This is a genomic window from Larkinella bovis (genome assembly GCF_042655385.1).
Taxonomy (GTDB): Bacteria; Bacteroidota; Bacteroidia; order Cytophagales; family Spirosomataceae; genus Larkinella; species Larkinella bovis.
Map to the genome: position 1 here is coordinate 205,011 of NZ_JBHSMA010000008.1, position 20,742 is coordinate 225,752.

Below are 20,742 nucleotides of genomic sequence, written 5' to 3' on the forward strand. Positions count from 1 at the left end.
AAGCAATCTGCACCGGTAAAATCAACGATACGCAGACAAAAGACGAAAGAGCATAGACAAACGACACTCTCCCATCTTTTCCCTTTTGTCGAACCGTCTACTCTAGCCAGGTGGGCGCAGCCCCGCTCAAGGGTTTCAGTGAAACCGGTCGGCGCGCACTTCCAGCGTTTTCATGATCTCCGCTTCGGCTTCCAGCAACTCCTTCCAGCGTTTCCGAACCCGGTCTTTCGGTACGTATTCTTCCGCCAGTTCGATAAAATTGCGGTAATGCCCCGCTTCCGAAATCATCAGTTCGCGGTAAAACTTTTTCAGGTTCTCGTCCGTCAAACTTTCCGACAACAGCTTAAACCGTTCGGCGCTCCGGGCTTCGATGAGGGCATTCAGCAATAGCTTCTCCATCAACTGCTCGTTGCGGTCGCCGGGCTTGCGCAGAATCTGCTGCAACTGATTGACATACTCATCCTTGCGCGGTTTTCCGAGCGGAATATTCCGTTTCCGGAGTTCTTTCAAAACCCGCTGAAAATGGCCCCACTCTTCGGCCACGACCGGCGTCAGCACCTCCACCAGTTTCTCCCGTTCGGGGTACTGCACAATCAGCGAAATGCAGGAGGAAGCCGCTTTCTGCTCACAAAAGGCGTGATCGATCAGAATATCGCCGAGATTCATTTTGGCAATATCGACCCAGCGCGGATCGGAAGGCAGTTCTAAACCTAAAGTCGTTATCACAATGCAATCAATTTTTCATCTTCCCGGTTCCACCGATACGGTGAATCTTCGGTCTGGTAAAAACCGCCAATCCAGCGTTCCACCGGATTGAGGGTCCGGCGTCCGGCCATCACATCGGCCCCGGTTTCGGTCAGGCTCAGGCCCTCGTCCGAGTACGTCCAGAGCTTGCCATTCAGTTCCCGGATGTATTCGACCACGCTCAGATCGCCGATGCCATACACCCGGTCCTGGCTCAAAAACCGCCCGATCAGTTGGTCTTCGGGCAACGGCCCTTCCAGAAGAATGGCGGTGAGCAGGTGCTCGATCAGATTCAGGTTATTTTCGGTAAACGGAAACCGCTGCAAATGCAGAATCAGCGCGTTTTTCAAAAACCGGAGTCGCCCAAAATCCTCATCCAGCAGGTCCTGAACGGAAAGGGGGTCCATGCTCGCGTAGGCCCTCCAGACCCGCGCGGCCAGGTCCAGTTCGTGCCGCGTCAGTTCTTCGGCCTGCACATACAACGTGGCCAGTTGCGCCCCGGTGAGCTGGCCCAGGCCTTTGAAAAACGGCATCTCCGGAAACGTATCAACGGAAACCTGCCTGATTTGGGTGGTGCCCAGGGGGCGTTCGGCCAGCTGTGCTAGCAGAAAAACGAGGTTAATCTGGCAAAACAAATCGTGTTCGAACCAGAGAATGATTTCGTCGTAGGCATCGGTCCGGATCAGTTTTTCAAATTCCTGAACCACCCCCTGCTTGTAGTCGGGTGCCTGACCATCCGTGTACACCTGCAGCCAGGACCGGCGAATGTCCCAAAATTCGGTCAGGCTACTGACATCGGCCCGAACCGGCCCCTCCGACAGGGCTTCCCGCCAGACGGCCACCGCAGTTGTTCCGGCGTTTCCGGCCAGGTTGGATTCAGCAAAGGCGTAGGCGGTAGCATCACCGTTGAGGACGTGCAGGGTTTTCATGACTCCAATTTAATCAAATAATAACCAATGTACGCCAAAAGATAGCGATCGGCTGATGGTTCGGAAGTACGGAGCGCTGTAATAAATCTGGCCCAACAACTCCTGGTTGGCGTGGGCCATTTTCAGGAACAGCCGCACCCGGTTGATCCGGAAATTCAGGAACGGTTCGGCCAGCAGGTAATCCCCCAGTTTGACCCGGTTTTGCAGGTGGTATTGCTGCGTCAACGGCATGTAGGCGTCGGCATAATAGGCCGATTTGTAATGCACCTGAAGCCCCGCCAGTACATACAGCTTTTTGAATAGCCGGAAATTATATTCGACCTGGGCATTCGCAAACAGTTTCGGTATCCGCAGCACATCGTCGTTGGATACCAGTGTGTTATACCCCTGTCCGGTAATTCGAAACTTCCCCGCCCGAAACTGCAGGCCCACGCCCGTCCTCAGGATACTGAACGCCGTCGATTCCTGTTGGGGCATTCCCAGCGTGTCGAAATAGATGTAATTGGTCAGCAGGTAGTAGTCGATCCCGGGGCTGATGGTCAGTTTGCCCACTTTCAGGTTCAATTGTCCGTAAGCATGCTGGGTACCGCGCAAATCAAACTGCGCAGACCGGCGGCTCGTATGGTCCCACTGGTAGACGTTACTGACGAAGTAATCCTGAATGAGCGTCGGCGACGCAAAGATGCTCTCGTAGCCCGCCGTCAGAAACCGGCTTTCCAGTCGGCCCAGAAACCGGAAATCCCGGCCGATCAGGTATTCCATTTCGGCGGTTACACGCGTCAGGCTGTCCGGGAAATAGTAGCCCAGCCAGCCGCCGACGTAGGTTTCCAGGCGACGATTCCGATACGTTGAATCGGGCAACAGCCGAATCACATTCAGGGTGTTCGTCTGCCCGTAATACCGGTTTCGCAGCCAGGCGCGGTAATTAAAGGCCGACTGACGCCACAAAAACTGGCCTTTAAGGCCAATCTGGTTGTCGATCGAGCGAAACAGGGTCCGCTGCCGGGTTTCGACACTGTCATAGTAGGCGCGCGGGTAAAACGGTGACAGGTCCAGACCCGTCTGGGAGGAGTCAGCCAGTCCGGCACTCATATCTGTGTCGGTATACCGGTAACTCTGCGCCCGGAAGTCCAGCGTATGGTACACCTGAAAAGCCGTATCGACCACGTATTGCTGGTAAACGTGCAACTCGTTCCGCTTTTCGTGGGAGCTTACCGTCGTCAACAGCGGTTTTTGCTCCAGAGCAGTCCCGGCCTCCGTCACTCCTCCCTGATCGTTGGACCGGTGGTTGAGGTTATTATAATGCGCCAGCAGGGTATATTTGTCGTTTTTCGACCGGTAATTGGAGTGCAGCACAAAATTCCAGTTTTCAGCCAGCCGCTTCGTCGTTGAATTACTGGAGCTGCCGTACTGATCATCGGAGGTCATTCGCTGGATATTGAAACCAATGTTGAAACGGGGAGAAATACTCCGGGCAAAATCAAAATTCAGGATATTCTGCCCGCGTCCCCCCAGCACCAGGTACATGTTCGTGTAGGGCGACCGGGTATCGAAATACCGGATTTGCTGGGTCTGATAACCGTATAAACCGTAGACGTTCAAACCGGTCTGCGAACCGATTCCGGGCGTCTCGTAAAAAACCGGTCGCAGGGCCGTCCCCAGGTTCCCCAAATCGGTGTACTGGTAGTGGAAGCGGCTGAGGTAATTGGTCCGCTGCACTTCTTCCAGCGTCGTATCGATCGGAAAAAGCGTTTTGCGGTTATTCAGTACATCACGCTCCAGAAAATACCGGGTCGTGGTCGGCCCGTACACCATCGTCGTGGAATCATCCAGAATGGCGCCCCCCGCGTTTGCTCCTGCGCTGCCGGTGGTGTTGGTTGGCTGGCCGCCCATGCGGCCTCCTCCCTGCGGGAAGGTTGGCAGCCGGGACGGAAACTGGGCGTAAGCCGGACGGGTTACCCAAAACAACAAAACACTGACACTCACTAGATAGAGACGATTCATACTGTCTGAACTACGATTCCGCCAATTTATTGATTCGCGGGGGTTACTTTTTTCGGTTATTAGCTTTTTTTAACAGCCTGCAACGGTTTTAACGTCTATTGTTCAGTAACGCCCAGACCAGTTCCCGGAACGCAGGTTCGTCGGCCAGAAATTTTATTTCAATGGGCAAATAATAAAACCGGGTAGCATCCAGACCGGTGTTGGCCAGCAGCGGAGCCAGCTTCACAAAATCTTTTTCGGTCGTCAACACCGCCCCGTCGGCGGGTAATGCCTGTTGCATGCGTTCCAGGTCGGTTGCCGAATACCGGTAATGATCCGCAAACCGCAGGTGACGCACCAAGGCGAAATGGTTTTTCACGTAAGACTCCAGTGGTGCGGGCCGGGCAATACCGGACACGAGCAGCACACGCCCAAGCCCCTCCATCGGCTTTTGCGAGGCCGAAAAACTGTGCGGTTTTCCGTACTGCAGGCCCGTAAAAAAAACCGGAACGTCAGGCCGGGTATAGCGTTGAATCTGCTGCTCAATCTCTTTTTGCCGGGCTGCATCCAATCCATCGGGGCATTTGGTCACCACCACCGCATCCGCCCGGCGGGCACCGTGCCGCCGTTCGCGCAGCCGCCCACCGGGAAAGGGTTCATCGGTGTAAAACGGCCGGTTATAGTCCGACAACAACAGGTTCAGGTGCGGTTGAACGGCCCGGTGCTGAAAGGCATCATCCAGGATAATTGCCTGCAATTCCGGCCGGACTTGCAGCAAGGCCGGAATTGCCTCCGCCCGCTTTTCGCCAACACTGACCACCACCTCCGGCTGATTGTCCGCCGTTTTCCGGCCATGTTTGCGGTACAACAACAAGGGTTCGTCGCCAAGGGTGTCGGCAGTATCGGCATCGGTCGCAATCCGAAAACCGCGTGTCCGCCGACCGTATCCCCGACTGAGCGTGGCCACGGGCACCTTCTTTTTCAGCAGTTCCACGAGGTAATCGACCTGCGGTGTTTTGCCCGTACCGCCAACCGTGAGATTTCCTACACCAATAGTATAGATGGCGGGGCTTAATGCTTTGATAACCCGACTGTCGTACAGCCGGTTACGGATATCAGTAATTCCACCGTATAACCAATTCAGGGGCTTCAGCAATCGAACAAACACTAAATTTCAGGTAATAATTTAGTAACAAATCTGTCCAGTAACACCCAAAATTACTACTTTTATGCTGAATGCCTGTCCATTTCCGCTTTCCCATGAGTCTCAAGGCCAACTTCTTTAAATACACCCTGCATTTTACGTTCGAGGCCGGGACGTCACGGGGCGTATTGAATGAAAAAGACAGTTATTTCGTCCGGATCAGTGATGATGACGATCCGGACGTGGTGGGTTGGGGGGAATGTGCTCCGCTCCGGGGCCTGAGTATCGATGACCGGCCCGACTTTGCCGAACAACTCCGACACACCTGCGATCTGTTCAACCAGTTGGATTTGCAGCTTTTTCACTGGAATGTCCCGATTTTTCTGCAACTCATCAGCGATCAGCTGCCTTCGATCCAGTTTGGCTTCGAAACCGCCATGCGCGATTTCATCAATGGCGGTGAGCGGACGGTTTTTAAAAATGAGTTTGGTACGGGGGAAAAAGCCATTCCGATCAACGGGCTGGTCTGGATGGGCAAGCCGGAGGTTATGCGCCGGCAGATTGAGGAGAAACTGGAAGCGGGTTATACAACGATCAAATTAAAAATTGGTGCCCTTGATTTTCAGCAGGAATGCGCCCTGATCGAGTCCATTCGCTCCCGGTTCGGCGCCGACCAGATTGCCATTCGCGTCGATGCCAACGGGGCCTTTTCGGTAGACGACGCCCTGGAGAAACTGAAGCAACTGGCGACTTACCAGATCCACTCCATCGAACAGCCCATCCGACCGGGGCAATTCGATTCGATGACCGAGCTCTGCCGACAATCGCCGGTTCCGATTGCACTCGACGAGGAGTTGATTGGCCATATGGAATATGTGGACAGAACGCGGTTATTAAAACGACTCCAGCCGCAGTTCATCACCCTGAAACCCAGCTTATTAGGCGGCTTTATTCATTGCGACCAATGGATCGAAATTGCCAGTCGGCTCGGCATCGGCTGGTGGATTACCTCCGCCCTCGAATCGAATATTGGCCTGAATGCCATCGCTCAGTATACCGCGCAGTTCAAAAATCCGCTCCCCCAGGGCCTCGGCACCGGTCAGCTCTACCACAACAACCTTGAAAGTCCCCTGACCATTGACCGTGGTTTTCTGAAAACCGACCCATCCAAACGCTGGAATCTGGCAATGCTGGAAGCCCGGCGCGGTATTCGGGTTGAGGAGAATGTCCAGAACCGGATCGAATTTCCCTAAGTTTTTGCTATCGTTGAAACGAATCCGGCGTTGAAATCCCCTGGCGGGTCCGGACAGTCTTTCCCGATCAGTTCCCGACGGTTTTCGGTTGCGGTTTTCGCAAAGCGCTCCACCAGATCCAGGCGATATAAACGGGCTGGAACAACAGCCGCGACCAGACGTACCAGGCCGCAACCGGCAACCCACCCGGGGGCGGTAACTGATTGACAGCCACATGGATATTTGCCGGAAACATCACCACCAGCAGCAGGATCAGCCCCTGGGCCGCCAGCCGTTGAAAGCGCGGCATCAGCAAGCCAATGCCACCGGCAATCTCCGCCACTCCGCTGATAAGCACCAGTTCGTGGGCGTAGGGCAGCCACCCTTCCACCATGTAAACCAGTTTTTCGGGGGTAGCAAGGTGCGAAAACCCAATGAGGATGAAGGCCACCCCCGCAGCTATACGGGCTTTTTTGGCGTGAGAAGCCAGTTCCGGCCGAAACGCAAACCGGGAAATGAGCCACAGAACCGCCCAGATCGAAAGCATGAACACAAAGAAAGCCATATCGTTATCGATTGATTTCGACAAAAGTAGACCGGCCCTCCGGCGTAAAAAATGATCTGTGTTAGGAAATCACGGTCCCACCTGCTTGCGGATGCGACTCAGACTTTCGGGATGAATGCCCAGGTAGGAGGCAATGATTTTAACCGGAAGTTGCTGAATCAGTTCGGGTTGCCGTTGCAGCAAATCCCGGTACCGCTCGTCGGCGGTCTGGCTTAAAAACCGGATTTCCCGCTGGGTGCGGGCGATGTACAACCCCTCGGCAAACAGCCGGCCAACCCGGTTGCTTTCGTCGTCTTTTCGGTAAAACTCCTGCAACACATCGTAATGAACGCGCAGGGCTTTGGTCGGGAAAAGCGCCTGAATGAAAATTTCGGAAGGTCGCCGGGTCAGAAAGGAAATGTACGACGAAACAAAATGATCGGCAAACCAGAGGTCGAGGCATTTTTCGCGCCCTTCGTTCACGAAGAACGATGAGGTGGCTCCTTCCAGCAAAAAATACAGGTAATTTTCGGGCGTGCCAGCCGGAGTCAGAAAGCTCTTCTTGGGATATTCGACGTATTCAAACGCATCGGCAAACGACGCCCACTGATCGGCCCTGGGTCCGATGGTCCGGTTCATGTAATGCCGGAGCTGTTCGCGCTGCGCCGATAGCATAGTGGTTTATACCCAGTTAACGCCCTTTTTCAGCCACTGCAAGGTTTCGGCTTCGCGGCTACCGGCTTCGGGCTGGTAGTCGTACACCCAATTTGCCTGCGGGGGCATACTCATCAATATGGATTCCGTCCGGCCGTTGGTTTCCAGACCAAATTTCGTGCCCCGGTCCCACACCAGATTGAACTCCACGTACCGGCCCCGGCGCAGCATCTGCCATTTTTTTTCGCGCTTGCCAAACGGCAAATCCCGGTTTTTCTGCATGAAATGCGTGTAAATCGGCGCAAACGAATTGCCGACTTCCTGTACAAACGCAAACAGGGCCGCTTTATGATCGTCATCGCCGGGACGCAGGTAATCGAAAAAAATACCGCCAATACCGCGGGTTTCGGCCCGGTGGCGAATGAAAAAATAGTCGTCCGCCCAGGTTTTATACTGCGGATAATAGGCCGGATCGTGCCGGTCGCAGGCGGTTTTCAGTTGCGCATGAAACCAGCGGGCATCCTCAGCATCGACGTAGTGGGGGGTCAGATCAATACCGCCCCCGAACCAGCATTCGCCGGTACTGAGTTCAAAATACCGCACGTTCATGTGAATGATCGGCACCATCGGACTGTGCGGATGCAGCACGATGGAAACACCCGTGGCGTAAAAGTCCGTCGGTTGTGTGGCCTTCATCTGCTTCAGAACGGCTTCGGACGCCGGGCCGTGAACCGCCGAAAAAAGAACGCCCCCTTTTTCGATCACTCCGCCCTGCTGGATAATTCGCGTACGCCCTCCTCCCCCTTCGGCGCGTTCCCAGCGGTCTTCGTGAAATGTTCCCGTGCCGTCGGTAATTTCCAGCGCCTGGCAAATGTGATCCTGTAAATCCGTAAAAAAATCCGTAATCGCCTGTTTATCGATTCTCATTCGTGAAGTCGTGCGGTTTTCTGCCCGCAAAGATAACGTACCGGCGGACTTTAGTCCGTGAAGACCTGAGTATTTTGCGGACCGAAAACCGCACGACTTCACAGACTAAAGTCCGCCGAGACCCCTTATTCGGTTATTTTCAGCGAAAACCGGACCGGTCGGGGTTTGTCAACCATCACCAGCAGGCCCTGCCCGGTCAGTTGCAGGAGTAGTTTATTCGCCCGGTACTCTGAAATATTCACCAGCTGCGCATATTGTTTGGCCGTAATAAAGTCCGACTTCCGAAGCGCCTGAATCAGATTGCGCACATTGGGAGTTTGCAGCAACTGGCTATCGGGGGAGGCCGGATGGCTCAGGATCAGCTTGTTGGTCGGCACCGACTTGTCACGGGCCCGGATGTAGATCGTGCGGTTTCCGCGCTCGTCGATGGCATAGTGCGGTTTTTCGCTGCTCTCGGCCACATCAATAAAAATGACCTGCCGCCTGCCCTCGCTAACCACTTCGTAACTGATTGAAATGGCCGGATCGACCAGAAAATCCGTTGCTTTTTCTATTTTCTGCATCTCTGCCAGTTCCGACTCAATGCCCGAAATCCGGCCATCGTCCGACACCCCGACGACCAGCAAACCGCCCGCCGTGTTGGAAAACGCCGTCAGCGTTCGGGCAATACGGTAGGCCGTATGAATCGTCGATTTGAATTCAAGCCGGGTGCCTTCCCCCTGTTCAATCAGTTCCTTAAGGTTATAACGCATGCTTTACTAATCCAATAACAGCCCCCTTTTGTTCACCGAACCCGGTCCCGGTTTTGTACCATATACTTACTTCCATTTGTCTTATCGCCCCTCTTTCGTTAAATTTGTGCATTGTACCCTATTTTAAATAGCCTCTTTGCGGCTTTTTTGAGTAGTGTTTCAATTGAGTTCTTTTTATAGTACGATAGATATTCGCACAAAGCCCGGTCGCATTTGCTGCCGGGCTTTGTAGTTTTTAGGGGAATTCTCCATACTTGCGTACATTTTACGCTTTTTCTCATTCACCTGACTTGCACTTTCCCGATGAAAATTCTGTATTGTCTGCTGTTTTTAAGCGTGCTGGCCTGCCAATCCAAAAATCAGGAAGACCGACCGGCCGACGCCTACCGTGATTTGCTCGTCGACCGGGTGGTCTGGAAAAAAACGGAGGCAACCGCGTCCGACGAAAAACCGACCAATGTACACCGATTTACGATCACTAACACCTCCGATGCCTTTGCCTACGAACAGATCGAGGTGCGGTTTGACTATTTTGACAGCACATACCACAAAATCCGTTCCACCCGCCAAATTCTGGACAAAACCATCGGCCCCCGGGCGGCACTCATGATCGGCGAGGTGAAGGATGGACCGGCACTGCCCACAGCTACCTCATCGACCGTTACCATCGTCAGGGCGACGGCCCATAAGTCCGAACCGGAAAAATAGGTAAACGTACCCCCAACGGTGCAGAACCGGTCGTTTCATTGTGTCTTTTCTACACATTGCTACTGACTGACTGTCTGTCAGTTATAAAAAAACTTAAAAAATATTTCCAAATTCATGGTGATAAATACCCCTTTTTTTCCTCTTAGTAGTGAAGATGTACTACTGGTACGACTTTCATTAATAGAGATTGGTAAGTGGAACATCCCGGTCAAATTGACCGGGATTTGTTTTTTAGCCGGTAGTCCTTGTCCGAAAAACCGTACAATCTCCCGAGAGTTGGTTTCTGGTGGAGGCCCAAAAACCGGGGGTGAGTAATGCATCCCGTTAATTATTTTTATACCTTTAGGGTATATGTCATTGTTTATTACCTCCCTCAATTCGGGTAGCAACGGAAATTGCTATTATGTCGGAAACGAGCAGGATGCGGTTTTGATCGACGCCGGGATTTCGTGCCGCCAGGCCGAAACGCGGCTTCGGCGCCTGGGTTTGTCGATGCAGACGGTCAGGGCGATCTTCATTTCGCACGAACATTCCGACCACATCAGCGGTCTTTCGAAACTGGCTGGCAAGTACCAGATTCCGGTTTTTATCACGGCCCAAACGCTAAAAAATTCACGGCTTCCGCTTCATACGTTTCCGATCCGCTCTTTTCGTAGCCATGAGCCGATTGGTATTGGCGACCTGCGCATCATGGCGTTCCCGAAACACCACGATGCCGCCGATCCGCACAGCTTTACGGTTTCGTACCACGACACCAGAGTGGGCGTGTTTACCGATATCGGCATCGCCTGCGACCAGTTGATTCACCACTTCAGCCAGTGCCATGCGGCCTTCCTGGAAACCAATTACGATGAAGATTTACTGGAAAACGGACGGTATCCGTATTTTCTGAAACAGCGTATCCGGGGCGGCAAAGGGCATTTATCGAACCAGCAGGCGCTGGCATTGTTCCGGACCCACAAACCGCCGTTTATGAGCCACGTCCTGTTGTCCCATTTGTCGAAAGACAACAACAGCCCGTTTCTGGTCCGCGACCTTTTTCTGCCGCACCTCAACAGCACCCAACTGATTGTGACCTCCCGCAACGAAGAAACACCGGTTTTCCGGGTTTCGGCCCGGCTGGAGGCCCAGTTGGAACCGGTGGCCGATTTACAAGCCTGAGGGAGCAACGCCGTACATCTTTTTGACAACGTTTGGTCGGAATCCGACGGGTCGCTTTGCTGAAGGTTTCGCCCGTACCTCAATCAGTCCGTCTTGCTGATCCGCACGGTTTGCGAATGCTCCCCGCTAATGGCCCGGAACAGCAACAAACCGCCCGGCTGGGTCCGGAGGTCAAACCGGTGCCGTTCGAGCGGCCCGGCGGTTTCGATCATTTTCGACACGATGAGCTGGCCGAGCAGGTTGGTAAGGTGCAGCGAAAGCGGCTGACCGGCAGCACCCCGGATTTCAACCGTAACGTCATCGGGCGTTGGGTTTTTCGAAACCGTCAAGGTCAGGCCGGTTACCGATTCGGGGCCGGTTCCTTCCCGGGCATTCGGGATGGGGCAGATCGTGCACGGTGCCAGCTGATACAGCTCGTAATCACCACTTTGGTCCGACGCAAAAAATAGAATCTTATTGCCCAGACCAGTCATAAACCACGGATCGCTGTAGGCATACCCCGACGCCAGCGCTTTCGTCCCGTCGCTGGTGCCGTCCGACTTCCAGAGTTTTCCAGAACTAAAGTAGAGCGAATTCCCAATGACGGTCAATCGGTGTGGAGATATCGACTTCACCTTCTGCGTACCGCTATACGTTCCATCCGACTTCCAAAAGTCATAACTGGTCCCATCGCTGGCGGCAAAAAAAAGCTGATTCTGGAAAGCCGTTAAGGAATTCAAATCATCGTCTCCGGAAAGATTGATATTGCGCACCAGCACGGTGCCGGCGCTGGTGCCATCCGACTTCCAGAGGTTTCGCCCGGTCGTCGGACCAAGCCCGGCGAAGAACAGAGTCGTCCCAACGGCCTTCAGACTCATTGCGTTAACGGTTTTCACCAGTACGGTTCCGGCACTGGTACCGTCCGACTTCCATAATTCTGATCCATTAGCCGAAAAGAAGAGCTTTCCGTTGCAAACCGTCAGGTACTGCGGGTTGCCATCTCCCGTGGGGTTACAATTTTTTACCAGCACGGTTCCGGCGCTGGTTCCGTCCGAAACCCAGAGTTCCAGCCCATAGGCTACCGTTTTTGCGCCGAAATAAACATTCCCGTTATACACCACCAGCTGGCTGGCCAGATAGGCGTCCATACTACTTCCTGCCGGGTTAATATCCTTGACCATTCGGGTGCCTTCGGCCGTTCCATCGGTTTTCCAGAGTTCCCGGCCCACCGTTCCATTATCCGCCGAGAAGTAAAGTATGTTTCCATTCGCTACTAACCCCATCGGATCAGCGTCGCCCGATGGATTGATTTCCCGCACCATCCGGGTGCCCCCAGCCGTTCCATCGGTTTTCCAGAGTTCCCGGCCATGGGTTCCATTATCCGCCGAAAAGTACAAAGCGCCATTCATGACGGTGAGGTAATAAGGAGTGGACGAACCGGTAAGATTGATATTTTTGAGCATGTAGGTCCCGGCTTCCGTGCCGTTGCTTACCCACAATTCCTTGCCGCTGGTGCCATTATCGGCTACAAAATAGAGTTTCCCGTTGAGTTCTACCAGCGAGGCTCCGGAAGCTCCAATCCCGTCAGGGTTCAATTCTTTGACTTTTGATACGTAGTACGAAGGAGTCGGCGCCGGCATAATCTGGGCAAAAACCGTATTTGCCAAAACACAGACAGCGGCTAAAAACCGGGGAAGTGATCGAAAAAGCATCTTCATGGCGATGAATGGAACAGATAGGACTATACACTCCGATGAGCACATAAACATACTGAAAATCAACAGGATTCGCCTACCTTTTTTTAGCCTGCGGATCGTTGAGTCCATCCTTCCTACACCCTCATGGTGGCCGCGGTTTGCGCGGTCATGCTTCGACAAGTCTTCCCAACCGAACGGATGTCAGCTTCGGGTCAGGTTAAGCAACCATACGGCTGCGGTAACGGAACCTGCTTGAAACACGAACCGATGGAAGTCTGCTTTGCCTTTAGGTTGTGAAGACTCCCCATGAGCCCCATATATAGTGATTTCTGTCCGGTCTGGCGGCCACAGCGGGAATAATCCGCTTCTTTTGTAACTTGGCCCGGCCAACCGTGGCTCATTCGCCTTTCAACCCCAAAACACAATGCAAAAAACCGCTTTACTTTTTGGCTTGCTTTTTCTTTCCCTGATTGGCGCTCAGGCCCAATCGTTTACGTTCCGTGGCCTCGACAAATCACCGATGGATATGGCCTACTACCCCGACGATTACGCCCACGACCGCAAGTTTGCCCCCGACAAAATCGGTACCGACAAGGCCATGATTCGGATTACCTATAGTCGCCCGGCGAAGAACGGCCGGGAAATTTTCGGCACCAAGCTGGCCCCGTACGGCAAGGTCTGGCGGGTGGGGGCGAATGAAGCCCCGGAGATCAAATTTTACCAGGATGTGACCTTTGGCGGCAAAAAGATCAAGGCTGGAACCTATGCGCTACTGGCGATTCCGAACGAAACCGCGTGGACCCTTATCCTCAGCTCCGATGTGGACCAGTGGGGTGCCTATAGTTACAACGAAGCCCTCGACGTCGCCCGCGTGACGGTGCCGGTGCAGAAATCCGACACGGTGATTGAGAATTTCGCCATCCAGTTTGCCAAAAAAGACGCCAAAACCGCCACCATGTACTTGGGCTGGGATACGGTGATGGTAGCGGTTCCGGTTTTGTTTTAATGGCCGGGTCCTCAGATGCAGGCTGCTAACCGGCCAACGGTAGCCCGTGTCGTGACCCTTCCCAAGAATGGTTCCTTAGCAATAACTCGTTTTTTATGCTTCTTAAATGGGTAAAAGTCCTCCTGATAGTCTGTCTGGCGACGCTGACAATCAGCCTGATGCTTCGTTATCTGGATGTTACCTCGGTCGCCTTTAGTATAGGCGTCAACTTTGCGCTGATGTTCTGGTTTACCCTGCTGGAATCCCAGCTCAAGCCAACGCTGAACGCTTCCTACTTCAACGCCTATCCGTTTGAAAAGCAGGGGAAGTTGTACCGGATGCTGGGTATCGAGTGGTACCGGGCTATTTTAATTAAAAGCGGATGGGAAAAAATCAGACAACAGCAGACGCCTATTAAAAAAAGCCTTGCTGATTTTCAGGCCTACGAGCGAGCGAGCCGCGTGGCCGAAGTGGGGCATCTGGTCATTGGGACCATTGTCTTCCTCCTTGCGGGCTACGTTGTACTGGCGTATTCAGCCCTCGATGCCCTTGGGTTGATCGTATCGAACCTCTTTTTAAACGTTTACCCCATTTTACTGCAACGCTACACCCGTCCACGGTTGCAACGTGTGATTGAAAAACTGCGGACCGTCTATACCGGTAGCGTTTATCAATAATTGAAAATGAGCCAAACCGCCACGGTGGTTATAACCGCAAATCCGTAGTTGAGCCGGGGGCTTTACACTCCCCCGGCAAAATTAGTAGAAGTCTTACCTGCGCATGGGGCATTCCTATTCCGGATAAAGTAGACAGGCGTGTATTTGCTACAATTGTCGTACTGCAACCAGGTCCAACTAGCGCCTAAAATTACTTGATACGACCACCGTTTATGGCTCCCGGACCAGGCTCCGTATTCAACTACCCACTGCCAGGCTGTTATCTCAGGCTTAGATAAAAATGCTTCTTCAAATGGGTACTTTTCCTTTTTAGTGATACGGTGGAACATTTCAACGGCAATTTTTCTTTGCCATTTTTTGCCATTAATACGGAAGCAGCAAAAATAAACCCTGTAAGCCAATGGCTTACAGGGTTTTGAATTGTGGAGACGCAGGAACTCGAAACTACAAGGATAAAACCTGTAAATGTAGCTTAGTACCATCAAAAACCCACTTTTTGAAAAATCATTAGTGGATATTTGCGGGCATTATCTTAGCTTTATTGTGCACCTATTGTGCACCCAATTCTGAATGGCTTCGATAAAACTCGTCCTCCACGAAAAAGTATACAGCGACAACACCCAGGCTGTCATGCTCCGGCTCATCTATGACACCATCAACGGTCGTCAGTTCAAACGCAAACTGGTATGTCGGGTTGAGCCCAAGTACTGGAATCCCAAAGATAAACGAATCCGAAAGACTCACCCGAATTACATCGCACTGAACAACCGTTTGTCGGATGAATTTAATAAAGCTGAGGGGCGATTGCTCGAACTCCAACACCGGGGGCTTCCAATTTCCGCCGAAGCTGTTTTTGAAGAACAAAAAGATCCTACCGGACTGCTAGCTCATTCGCGTGCCTACAGCGAACGATTGGAAGGAAATGGCACTTACCACACAGTCAACAAATATCGCAGCCATGCCAACCGATTAAGCGACTATCTCGGAGGTAAAGACGTGGCCATGGATGAAGTCAACGAGGAATGGATACTCAAGTTTTCTCGCTGGCTACGGGAACAGGGAGCTAAGTCGGATAATACCCTTCATCGACGGATGGCATACGTAAAAACAATCTTTAATGATGCCCGACGTCGGGGTTTGACGAATGCTGACCCGTTTCGGTTTCTGGAATTCAAGAAAGCCACGGTTCGCAAACCCAAACTGACCGCAGCCCAAATTCAAACATTGGAAGAACTGCCGCTAACGGGCAAAATGGCCTGGGCGCGGGACACATTTCTGTTGCAATTTTACCTTTATGGCTCCCGAATATCGGATGTGCTATTGCTTCGGCCGGAAAACGTCTGTACTGGGCCGGAATGGCGCATTGAGTATGTATCCTTCAAAACTGCTGATGTTATTTCTGTCAGGCTTTCCCTCAACGCTATTGAGTTGGTAAGAAAATATTATGATCCCGGCAATTACTATCTGATGCCATGGCTTAAATTCATTCCTCCCAACGGCGCCATTCGAGGAGTACATGAACCTCGACTAGTTGAGGACATTGAAGCAAAAACAGCAAGTGTTAATAAGTTACTGAAGAAAATTGCGAGCCAAGCTGAAATACCGGTGAATCTCACCACTCACATAGCCCGTCATACGTTTGCCACACTGGCCGATCAAAAAGTAAGTGACAAACGTCTTTTGAGTAAGGCACTAGGTCATAGTAAGTTTTCGACGACGGAGGTTTATCTGGCTGAACTGCGGCAGAATGATGTCAATGATGCAATGGATGCCGTATTTATTTATTGATCCGTGAGTAATTCTGTTATATAAGTTGCTTTTACTTTCAATGGCAATCTACAAACAATCAGATTACGAAGCGCTCCGCCGACGCTGTGTTGAGCTTAGTCAGGCCGGTTGGCAGCAATTAGCTATCGCTCAGGCGTTTGGGCTAACTCAACCCTGGGTCAGTCGAACCCTGAAGAAATACAACCAGCAAGGACCGACCGCCTTGCAAGAAGGGAAGCGAACCGGTGCACCAGCCCGTCTGTCGGCTGAACAACTGGAACAATTAGTGAGCGAACTTAACAAAGGGGCAGAATATCACGGATTTAGCGGAGCCATCTGGACCCGTCCCCGAGTCAATGAAGTGATTAAAAAGCTGTTTGGCGTCAGTTATGACCCATCTCAAATAGGGCGTATTTTGAAAAAAGTAGGCTGGAGCAGGCAGTTACCGCAGCGCAAAGCCCGCCAGCAGGATAAGCGGGCAGTTGCCCAATGGCGAGAGGAGCGCCTACCCGAACTCAATCGGATCGCCGAAGCGAAAAAGCTAAGGACGAAGGGAGAGCCATTTTATATGTTGATGAGTCAGCCTGTTATCTACTGCCTCTGGTAGCTCATACCTGGGCTCCTTGTGGGCGGACACCGGTACTGGTTGAGCAAGCGGGACGGACCCACTTAAGCCTCATTGCGGCTATTGCCCCCAACGGTCGAATTTATGTGGCCGGTCAAGATCAGCCCTTCACGGGTGAGGACATCGAATGGTTTTTAAGCCAACTCTGTAGGCGTTATCGGAAGCGGGATTTACTGATTATCTGGGATGGAGCCGCCATTCATCGTTGCGAGGCCGTTAAGCAGTTCCTTCGTGAGCGCCCCGGTCGGATTCATTTGGAACGCTTGCCCGCTTACAGCCGCATCGGCGGTCCGACCGGAATTGAACCCCGTTGAACTGGTCTGGAGTCGGTTGAAGGACGACTTGAAAAACCAAGTATTCACTAGTCTGGAACACCTAACTGTAGCAGTTCTTGAGCAAACCAATCGATTAGAAAATGATCCTAAATCAGTAAAGGCTTTTTTCAACAAAAAAGAGGTGGCCTTCATTACAAACTAATTCACGGATCAATAACTATTGCCAATAAAATTTCCTCTACAAAAATCATCATTATCAAACAATGCCTTGTAAAAAGCGGTTTGCCAAGAATTCCTATCTATTATTTTACGGCTCTCGTAGCAGTCAGAGAGATGGTCTTTCAGAAGCTGCTGTCCTCCATTATTAAATAATTTTTCGATTTGAAATTTAATGTTTGCGAATTCTTCAATGGCATGAATTACATATAGAGTATTTAATTTAAAGGAATTAAAATGATTCATAACGCGTTCTTTCAATAATTCACTCCAGCAATCAGGCGATTGAACTGAATATTTAAAAATAATTGGATTTACCTCTAATACTTCACATTTTAACCATTCTTCATTTTCAATATTATCATAATAAGGATGTAAAGATTCTTGTTCACTATTCAAAGGATAATCAATTAATTTTCCTTTATTACATACTGAGCAAGCTGGAATAAGATTAATAGGAGTAACTGATAATAATGGATATAAAGTTTTTGGCAAGTAATGATCTAATGTATCTGCAATCCTTTGATTACATAATGGGCATTTCCCTTTTGGAGCCGATAATAAAATTTGATCATAATATCTTCTTGCATTATTTTTTTTATTCACTAACCTTTCTGTATAAATTTTAACAAGAACATCTGTGTTTGCAGTTTCGCTTATTTCGACGTTTCTTTTAATTAAATATATTTCATTTGTTTCTTTCTTTTCATTAAAATCTTCTTCAGACCTCTCAATCTTATCTAGTGAGTCAGTTAGTTCAGTTCTTAATTCCTGGTTTGCCATATTACTTATACATTGCTCAAAAACTGTTCTTACATTAAAGCCGGGTCTTTCAATCTTTCTCATTTTTTTGTAGAGATTAAATTTCGTAAGATTGACTTTCCTTCCAAGCCAAGCTGATTATTTAATTCTAATATAGCTTCTTGATACGTATCGTTACTGTCAGCTAGTTTCCTTAATATTTTATGAAATCCAGAATCTGTTACTTCTAATCCAAATACTTCCTGAGTTAATAACCCAACATTCTCCCCGAATGATTCAATATCTAACCTTTCACCAATAGCATTATTTCCTATTCTTCTTAATTTCCAAACACAAGATTTAGGAACCTCTTGAAGTACTACGGGTGAATGTGTACCTATTATAGCAACTGCATTTCTTTGTATTAATAAATCAGATAGAGCTCTTATAAAGGCGTTCAATAACGGAGGATGCAAATAAGCTTCGGGCTCATCCAATATTACCAAGCTTCTTTCTTCAACTGTTTCTACAAGCCTAGTAATAGTTAATAGGATAATTTTATGGCCTGAACTTAGTTTTGAAAAAATATTCGATGAATAATCTTTAAAATCTTCAAAAATTGATATTAGTGCGATTTTTGATATTTCAGCTTCTTTAAAATTAGGGTCTGCCTCTAACATTTCTAAAGCTCTAAGCCACCTTAAGTTTTTCGATCCAAGTCTACACTTTTCTACACTTTTTACGAATTCATTTTTTAAAATTGTAGGGCTTTTCGGTGGCAACATTTTATTCCCACTACTTTGTCTTTTTAATCCTATATAAGAATAGTTTATATTGTTTACCTTATCTCTTTTTTCATTAATTGGACTCATTTCATCAAATGCACTGAAGGATACTGATACCAAATTTGCGAATAATCGCTTTTCGTCCTCATCAGAGGAAAAGTATCCACTTTTTGTGTTTTTTTGATTTTCATTAAGCAAAGCTAAAATCATATTGTTAAATAAATGGGTTTTCCCAACTCCATTTCTACCGATAATTACATGTATATTTGTTGGAGGGTTTGATTTAGGTTCTACATTAAAATCTAGGACCATATTTGGAATTTCTGACTTGCTTTGTGATGGCACAATAAACTGGAATTTATAGGAAGTTAAAACTGCATTGCCTTGAGCTAAGCGCCTGAATTGGCCCTCAACTGACCTTTGGCTAACATCCCTCAACAAAGAAATCTTTGTTACATTTTCCTCCAGCGCTGATATATATATATCTTGATTAAATGAAATATCATTCAAAGAACTTAATATATTATCTCTAAGATCCTCACCTAATTCATTTAATTCTTCATAATAGCTTACATCTTGTCCCAAAGAGAAGAAATCAGAACTTAATGAGGTAAAAATTTCAGGCAAATTTGGTTTTCTCTGGGACACACCCATACCTTTTTGACCAATTTTTATAGAACCTAATCGTTTTTTTTCTCCATAATGGTTAAAATAAAAAATATTATAAAGAGTAGAATAAGTGAACCAATCATCCCATAAATCATGAATAAGAACGATTATGTTCTTATCATTTTCAGATACTTGATTAGATCTTTCCCTTATGTAAAAGATTATTTCTGTAGAACTATTCATGTTTCCCTAACAATACTTGTTTAGAAAATTTACTTGATAGCATTAATATTAAGCTAATTCATATAGAATGTTGATATGGTTATCAATGACAAATATGCATTTTGTTTGCAGATTATGTCATTATAAAATCATGATTCCCCAAATGCTCAGAACATTTATTATAACTAAATAAACAAGATTCAAATGTATACTCTAAAAACCCACAAAGATCATTACATGCAATTACTTTTAAAGTATTGTTTTGATATATTGGAACAAAATTGTTTGGCATCTGATCCAGGCATGTTACTAACAATTTTTTTTTAAAATTGGACGAAAACTTCGTATCACATCTAAGTGAATAATTTAAAAGGTCTATATCTAAGCAACTAGTTTTAAATTCACCTTGATACTTATTATAATTATTTGACTCTTCTTCAACATTTACTAAACTAATACATCTGTCTTCTGGAAAGGGGCCTGCACCATGTCGAGTCAGATAGCTACGGGTTACATAAAAAATTTCGATATCGAAATTGAATAATGAATAATTATTCAAAATATTAATTGCATTCTTAGAAGTAGTATTACTTCGAGTCACATAAGGGTAAAATCCAAAATCTTCATCTAATAGGATTCCCTGAGCACCTTCGAAAACAAAAGACTCCCATTCATGGCTCCAAGAAAATATTTCTGATTCTTTTAAAAAACGGATATTACCTTCCTGATTTAATTTATAAATTTCAACAACATATTGATGAAAAAGCTCATCTTCCTTATCGTGATCAAATTGCTCAAAAGTAAATTGTGTTTCTTGATTTATTTTTTTCTTGTAGTATAATCTAATATTATGAAGTTTCTCTTTTAAAAGAGATGGAACCAAAAGATCTTGGGCGTATAATTTTATCTTTTTAAGATTATGTCTTTCTATAGTAGCTCCAAAACCTTGCCCGCAACTTCCATGTCTCGCACTTCCTCTGGTTGCTTCTATTGCTCGATTGTAAAGAATGTCATAATGAGTAGTAATTGGACACCTTTGATCAACTATAAGAGTCGGAGATACATCTAACTTTTTAAGCTCTTTGTATTCATTTGATGTTGATTCTGGAGAAAATGTACAATACTTAGACCAATAGGTAGGTATCCCTCTTAAAGTTCCAGAGCCAAAATTGGAAAAGATATGTCTTTTCCCCTCAGAAGTAACGACAGTATGTCCTGCCTGATGCCCCCCGTTAAAACGAACAACCAATGGTTTACTTTGAGATGGTCCAATAAATCGGCACAGTGAACTTGCTTAACTTGCAAGAACATGCAGCCTAAAAACACCCCCCTTAAAAGGCGTAAATACGACGCGACTTTTAAAGCAGACGTGCTGAAGATGATTGC

At 48.6% G+C, this 20,742-nt stretch carries 20 protein-coding genes; 8 read left to right on the forward strand and 12 right to left on the reverse strand.

The features are described 5' to 3' along the window. Nucleotides 1-135: 135 nt before the first annotated feature. From ACFPMF_RS21355 to lpxK, 4 genes are all read right to left on the reverse strand, one after another. Nucleotides 136-729, reverse strand: coding sequence for a MiaE family protein (locus tag ACFPMF_RS21355; protein WP_379848886.1), 594 nt, complete (start codon nucleotides 727-729; stop codon nucleotides 136-138). Next, nucleotides 723-1,673: a DUF1835 domain-containing protein gene (locus ACFPMF_RS21360; protein WP_379848840.1), complete on the reverse strand. Its 951-nt coding sequence runs from the start codon at nucleotides 1,671-1,673 to the stop codon at nucleotides 723-725. The genes ACFPMF_RS21355 and ACFPMF_RS21360 overlap by 7 nt, the downstream gene beginning before the upstream one ends. Nucleotides 1,674-1,682: 9 nt before the next feature. Then, nucleotides 1,683-3,677, reverse strand: a complete 1,995-nt coding sequence (locus ACFPMF_RS21365; protein ID WP_379848842.1) for a putative porin — start codon at nucleotides 3,675-3,677, stop codon at nucleotides 1,683-1,685. A gap of 88 nt (nucleotides 3,678-3,765) precedes the next feature. Further along, nucleotides 3,766-4,824 (reverse strand): tetraacyldisaccharide 4'-kinase, encoded by a 1,059-nt coding sequence (lpxK, locus tag ACFPMF_RS21370; protein ID WP_379848844.1) that lies wholly within the window; start codon nucleotides 4,822-4,824, stop codon nucleotides 3,766-3,768. Nucleotides 4,825-4,916: 92 nt separating this feature from the next. Here lpxK and menC point away from each other — a divergent pair, with 92 nt between their 5' ends. Then, nucleotides 4,917-6,053 carry an o-succinylbenzoate synthase gene (gene menC / locus ACFPMF_RS21375; RefSeq protein ID WP_379848846.1) on the forward strand — a complete coding sequence of 379 codons (1,137 nt, stop codon included), beginning with the start codon at nucleotides 4,917-4,919 and terminating at the stop codon, nucleotides 6,051-6,053. Between the two features lie 67 nt (nucleotides 6,054-6,120). Here menC and ACFPMF_RS21380 read toward each other — a convergent pair whose 3' ends face one another. The 4 genes from ACFPMF_RS21380 to ACFPMF_RS21395 form a co-directional block, all read right to left on the reverse strand. Next, nucleotides 6,121-6,597, reverse strand: a complete 477-nt coding sequence (locus tag ACFPMF_RS21380) for a DoxX family protein (RefSeq protein WP_379848848.1) — start codon at nucleotides 6,595-6,597, stop codon at nucleotides 6,121-6,123. 69 nt (nucleotides 6,598-6,666) lie between these two features. Further along, a complete protein-coding gene (locus ACFPMF_RS21385; RefSeq protein WP_379848850.1) occupies nucleotides 6,667-7,251 on the reverse strand; it encodes a Crp/Fnr family transcriptional regulator in 585 nt (194 codons plus the stop codon). Between the two features lie 6 nt (nucleotides 7,252-7,257). Further along, a complete protein-coding gene (gene hemF, locus ACFPMF_RS21390; protein WP_379848852.1) occupies nucleotides 7,258-8,157 on the reverse strand; it encodes an oxygen-dependent coproporphyrinogen oxidase in 900 nt (299 codons plus the stop codon). Nucleotides 8,158-8,282: 125 nt separating this feature from the next. Then, nucleotides 8,283-8,909 carry an AlbA family DNA-binding domain-containing protein gene (locus ACFPMF_RS21395; RefSeq protein ID WP_379848854.1) on the reverse strand — a complete coding sequence of 209 codons (627 nt, stop codon included), beginning with the start codon at nucleotides 8,907-8,909 and terminating at the stop codon, nucleotides 8,283-8,285. 303 nt (nucleotides 8,910-9,212) lie between these two features. Between ACFPMF_RS21395 and ACFPMF_RS21400 the strand changes: the two genes are divergently transcribed. Next, complete coding sequence (locus tag ACFPMF_RS21400; RefSeq protein WP_379848856.1) at nucleotides 9,213-9,617, forward strand: hypothetical protein; 405 nt, start codon at nucleotides 9,213-9,215, stop codon at nucleotides 9,615-9,617. A 351-nt stretch (nucleotides 9,618-9,968) separates the two neighbouring features. After that, the gene (locus ACFPMF_RS21405) at nucleotides 9,969-10,778 is read left to right on the forward strand and encodes an MBL fold metallo-hydrolase (protein WP_379848858.1); all 810 of its coding nucleotides are present in this window, start codon (nucleotides 9,969-9,971) and stop codon (nucleotides 10,776-10,778) included. An 83-nt stretch (nucleotides 10,779-10,861) separates the two neighbouring features. On the opposite strand, the gene ACFPMF_RS21410 is transcribed toward ACFPMF_RS21405, so the two are convergent. Continuing rightward, on the reverse strand, nucleotides 10,862-12,475 hold the full coding sequence (locus tag ACFPMF_RS21410; RefSeq protein WP_379848860.1) for an ELWxxDGT repeat protein: 1,614 nt from the start codon (nucleotides 12,473-12,475) through the stop codon (nucleotides 10,862-10,864). Between the two features lie 403 nt (nucleotides 12,476-12,878). On the opposite strand from ACFPMF_RS21410, the gene ACFPMF_RS21415 reads away from it, so the two are divergent. The 5 genes from ACFPMF_RS21415 to ACFPMF_RS21435 all read left to right on the forward strand — a co-directional run bounded on the left by ACFPMF_RS21415 (nucleotide 12,879) and on the right by ACFPMF_RS21435 (nucleotide 16,822). After that, entirely contained in the window at nucleotides 12,879-13,460 is a 582-nt protein-coding gene (locus ACFPMF_RS21415) for a DUF2911 domain-containing protein (RefSeq protein WP_379848862.1), read from the forward strand. A gap of 95 nt (nucleotides 13,461-13,555) precedes the next feature. After that, nucleotides 13,556-14,116 (forward strand): glycosyl-4,4'-diaponeurosporenoate acyltransferase CrtO family protein, encoded by a 561-nt coding sequence (locus ACFPMF_RS21420; RefSeq protein WP_379848864.1) that lies wholly within the window; start codon nucleotides 13,556-13,558, stop codon nucleotides 14,114-14,116. A 570-nt stretch (nucleotides 14,117-14,686) separates the two neighbouring features. Continuing rightward, nucleotides 14,687-15,904, forward strand: coding sequence for a phage integrase SAM-like domain-containing protein (locus ACFPMF_RS21425; RefSeq protein ID WP_379848866.1), 1,218 nt, complete (start codon nucleotides 14,687-14,689; stop codon nucleotides 15,902-15,904). Nucleotides 15,905-15,944: 40 nt separating this feature from the next. Continuing rightward, nucleotides 15,945-16,490 carry a helix-turn-helix domain-containing protein gene (locus tag ACFPMF_RS21430; protein WP_379848868.1) on the forward strand — a complete coding sequence of 182 codons (546 nt, stop codon included), beginning with the start codon at nucleotides 15,945-15,947 and terminating at the stop codon, nucleotides 16,488-16,490. Then, nucleotides 16,373-16,822: a transposase gene (locus tag ACFPMF_RS21435; protein WP_379848870.1), complete on the forward strand. Its 450-nt coding sequence runs from the start codon at nucleotides 16,373-16,375 to the stop codon at nucleotides 16,820-16,822. Before ACFPMF_RS21430 ends, ACFPMF_RS21435 begins: the two co-directional genes overlap by 118 nt. A 171-nt stretch (nucleotides 16,823-16,993) precedes the next feature. On the opposite strand, the gene ACFPMF_RS21440 is transcribed toward ACFPMF_RS21435, so the two are convergent. The 3 genes from ACFPMF_RS21440 to ACFPMF_RS21450 form a co-directional block, all read right to left on the reverse strand. Continuing rightward, nucleotides 16,994-17,845 carry an HNH endonuclease gene (locus ACFPMF_RS21440; RefSeq protein ID WP_379848872.1) on the reverse strand — a complete coding sequence of 284 codons (852 nt, stop codon included), beginning with the start codon at nucleotides 17,843-17,845 and terminating at the stop codon, nucleotides 16,994-16,996. Further along, nucleotides 17,842-19,377 (reverse strand): AAA family ATPase, encoded by a 1,536-nt coding sequence (locus tag ACFPMF_RS21445; RefSeq protein ID WP_379848874.1) that lies wholly within the window; start codon nucleotides 19,375-19,377, stop codon nucleotides 17,842-17,844. Before ACFPMF_RS21445 ends, ACFPMF_RS21440 begins: the two co-directional genes overlap by 4 nt. A 112-nt stretch (nucleotides 19,378-19,489) precedes the next feature. Beyond that, complete coding sequence (locus tag ACFPMF_RS21450) at nucleotides 19,490-20,605, reverse strand: adenylosuccinate synthetase (RefSeq protein WP_379848876.1); 1,116 nt, start codon at nucleotides 20,603-20,605, stop codon at nucleotides 19,490-19,492. Nucleotides 20,606-20,742: the final 137 nt, after the last annotated feature.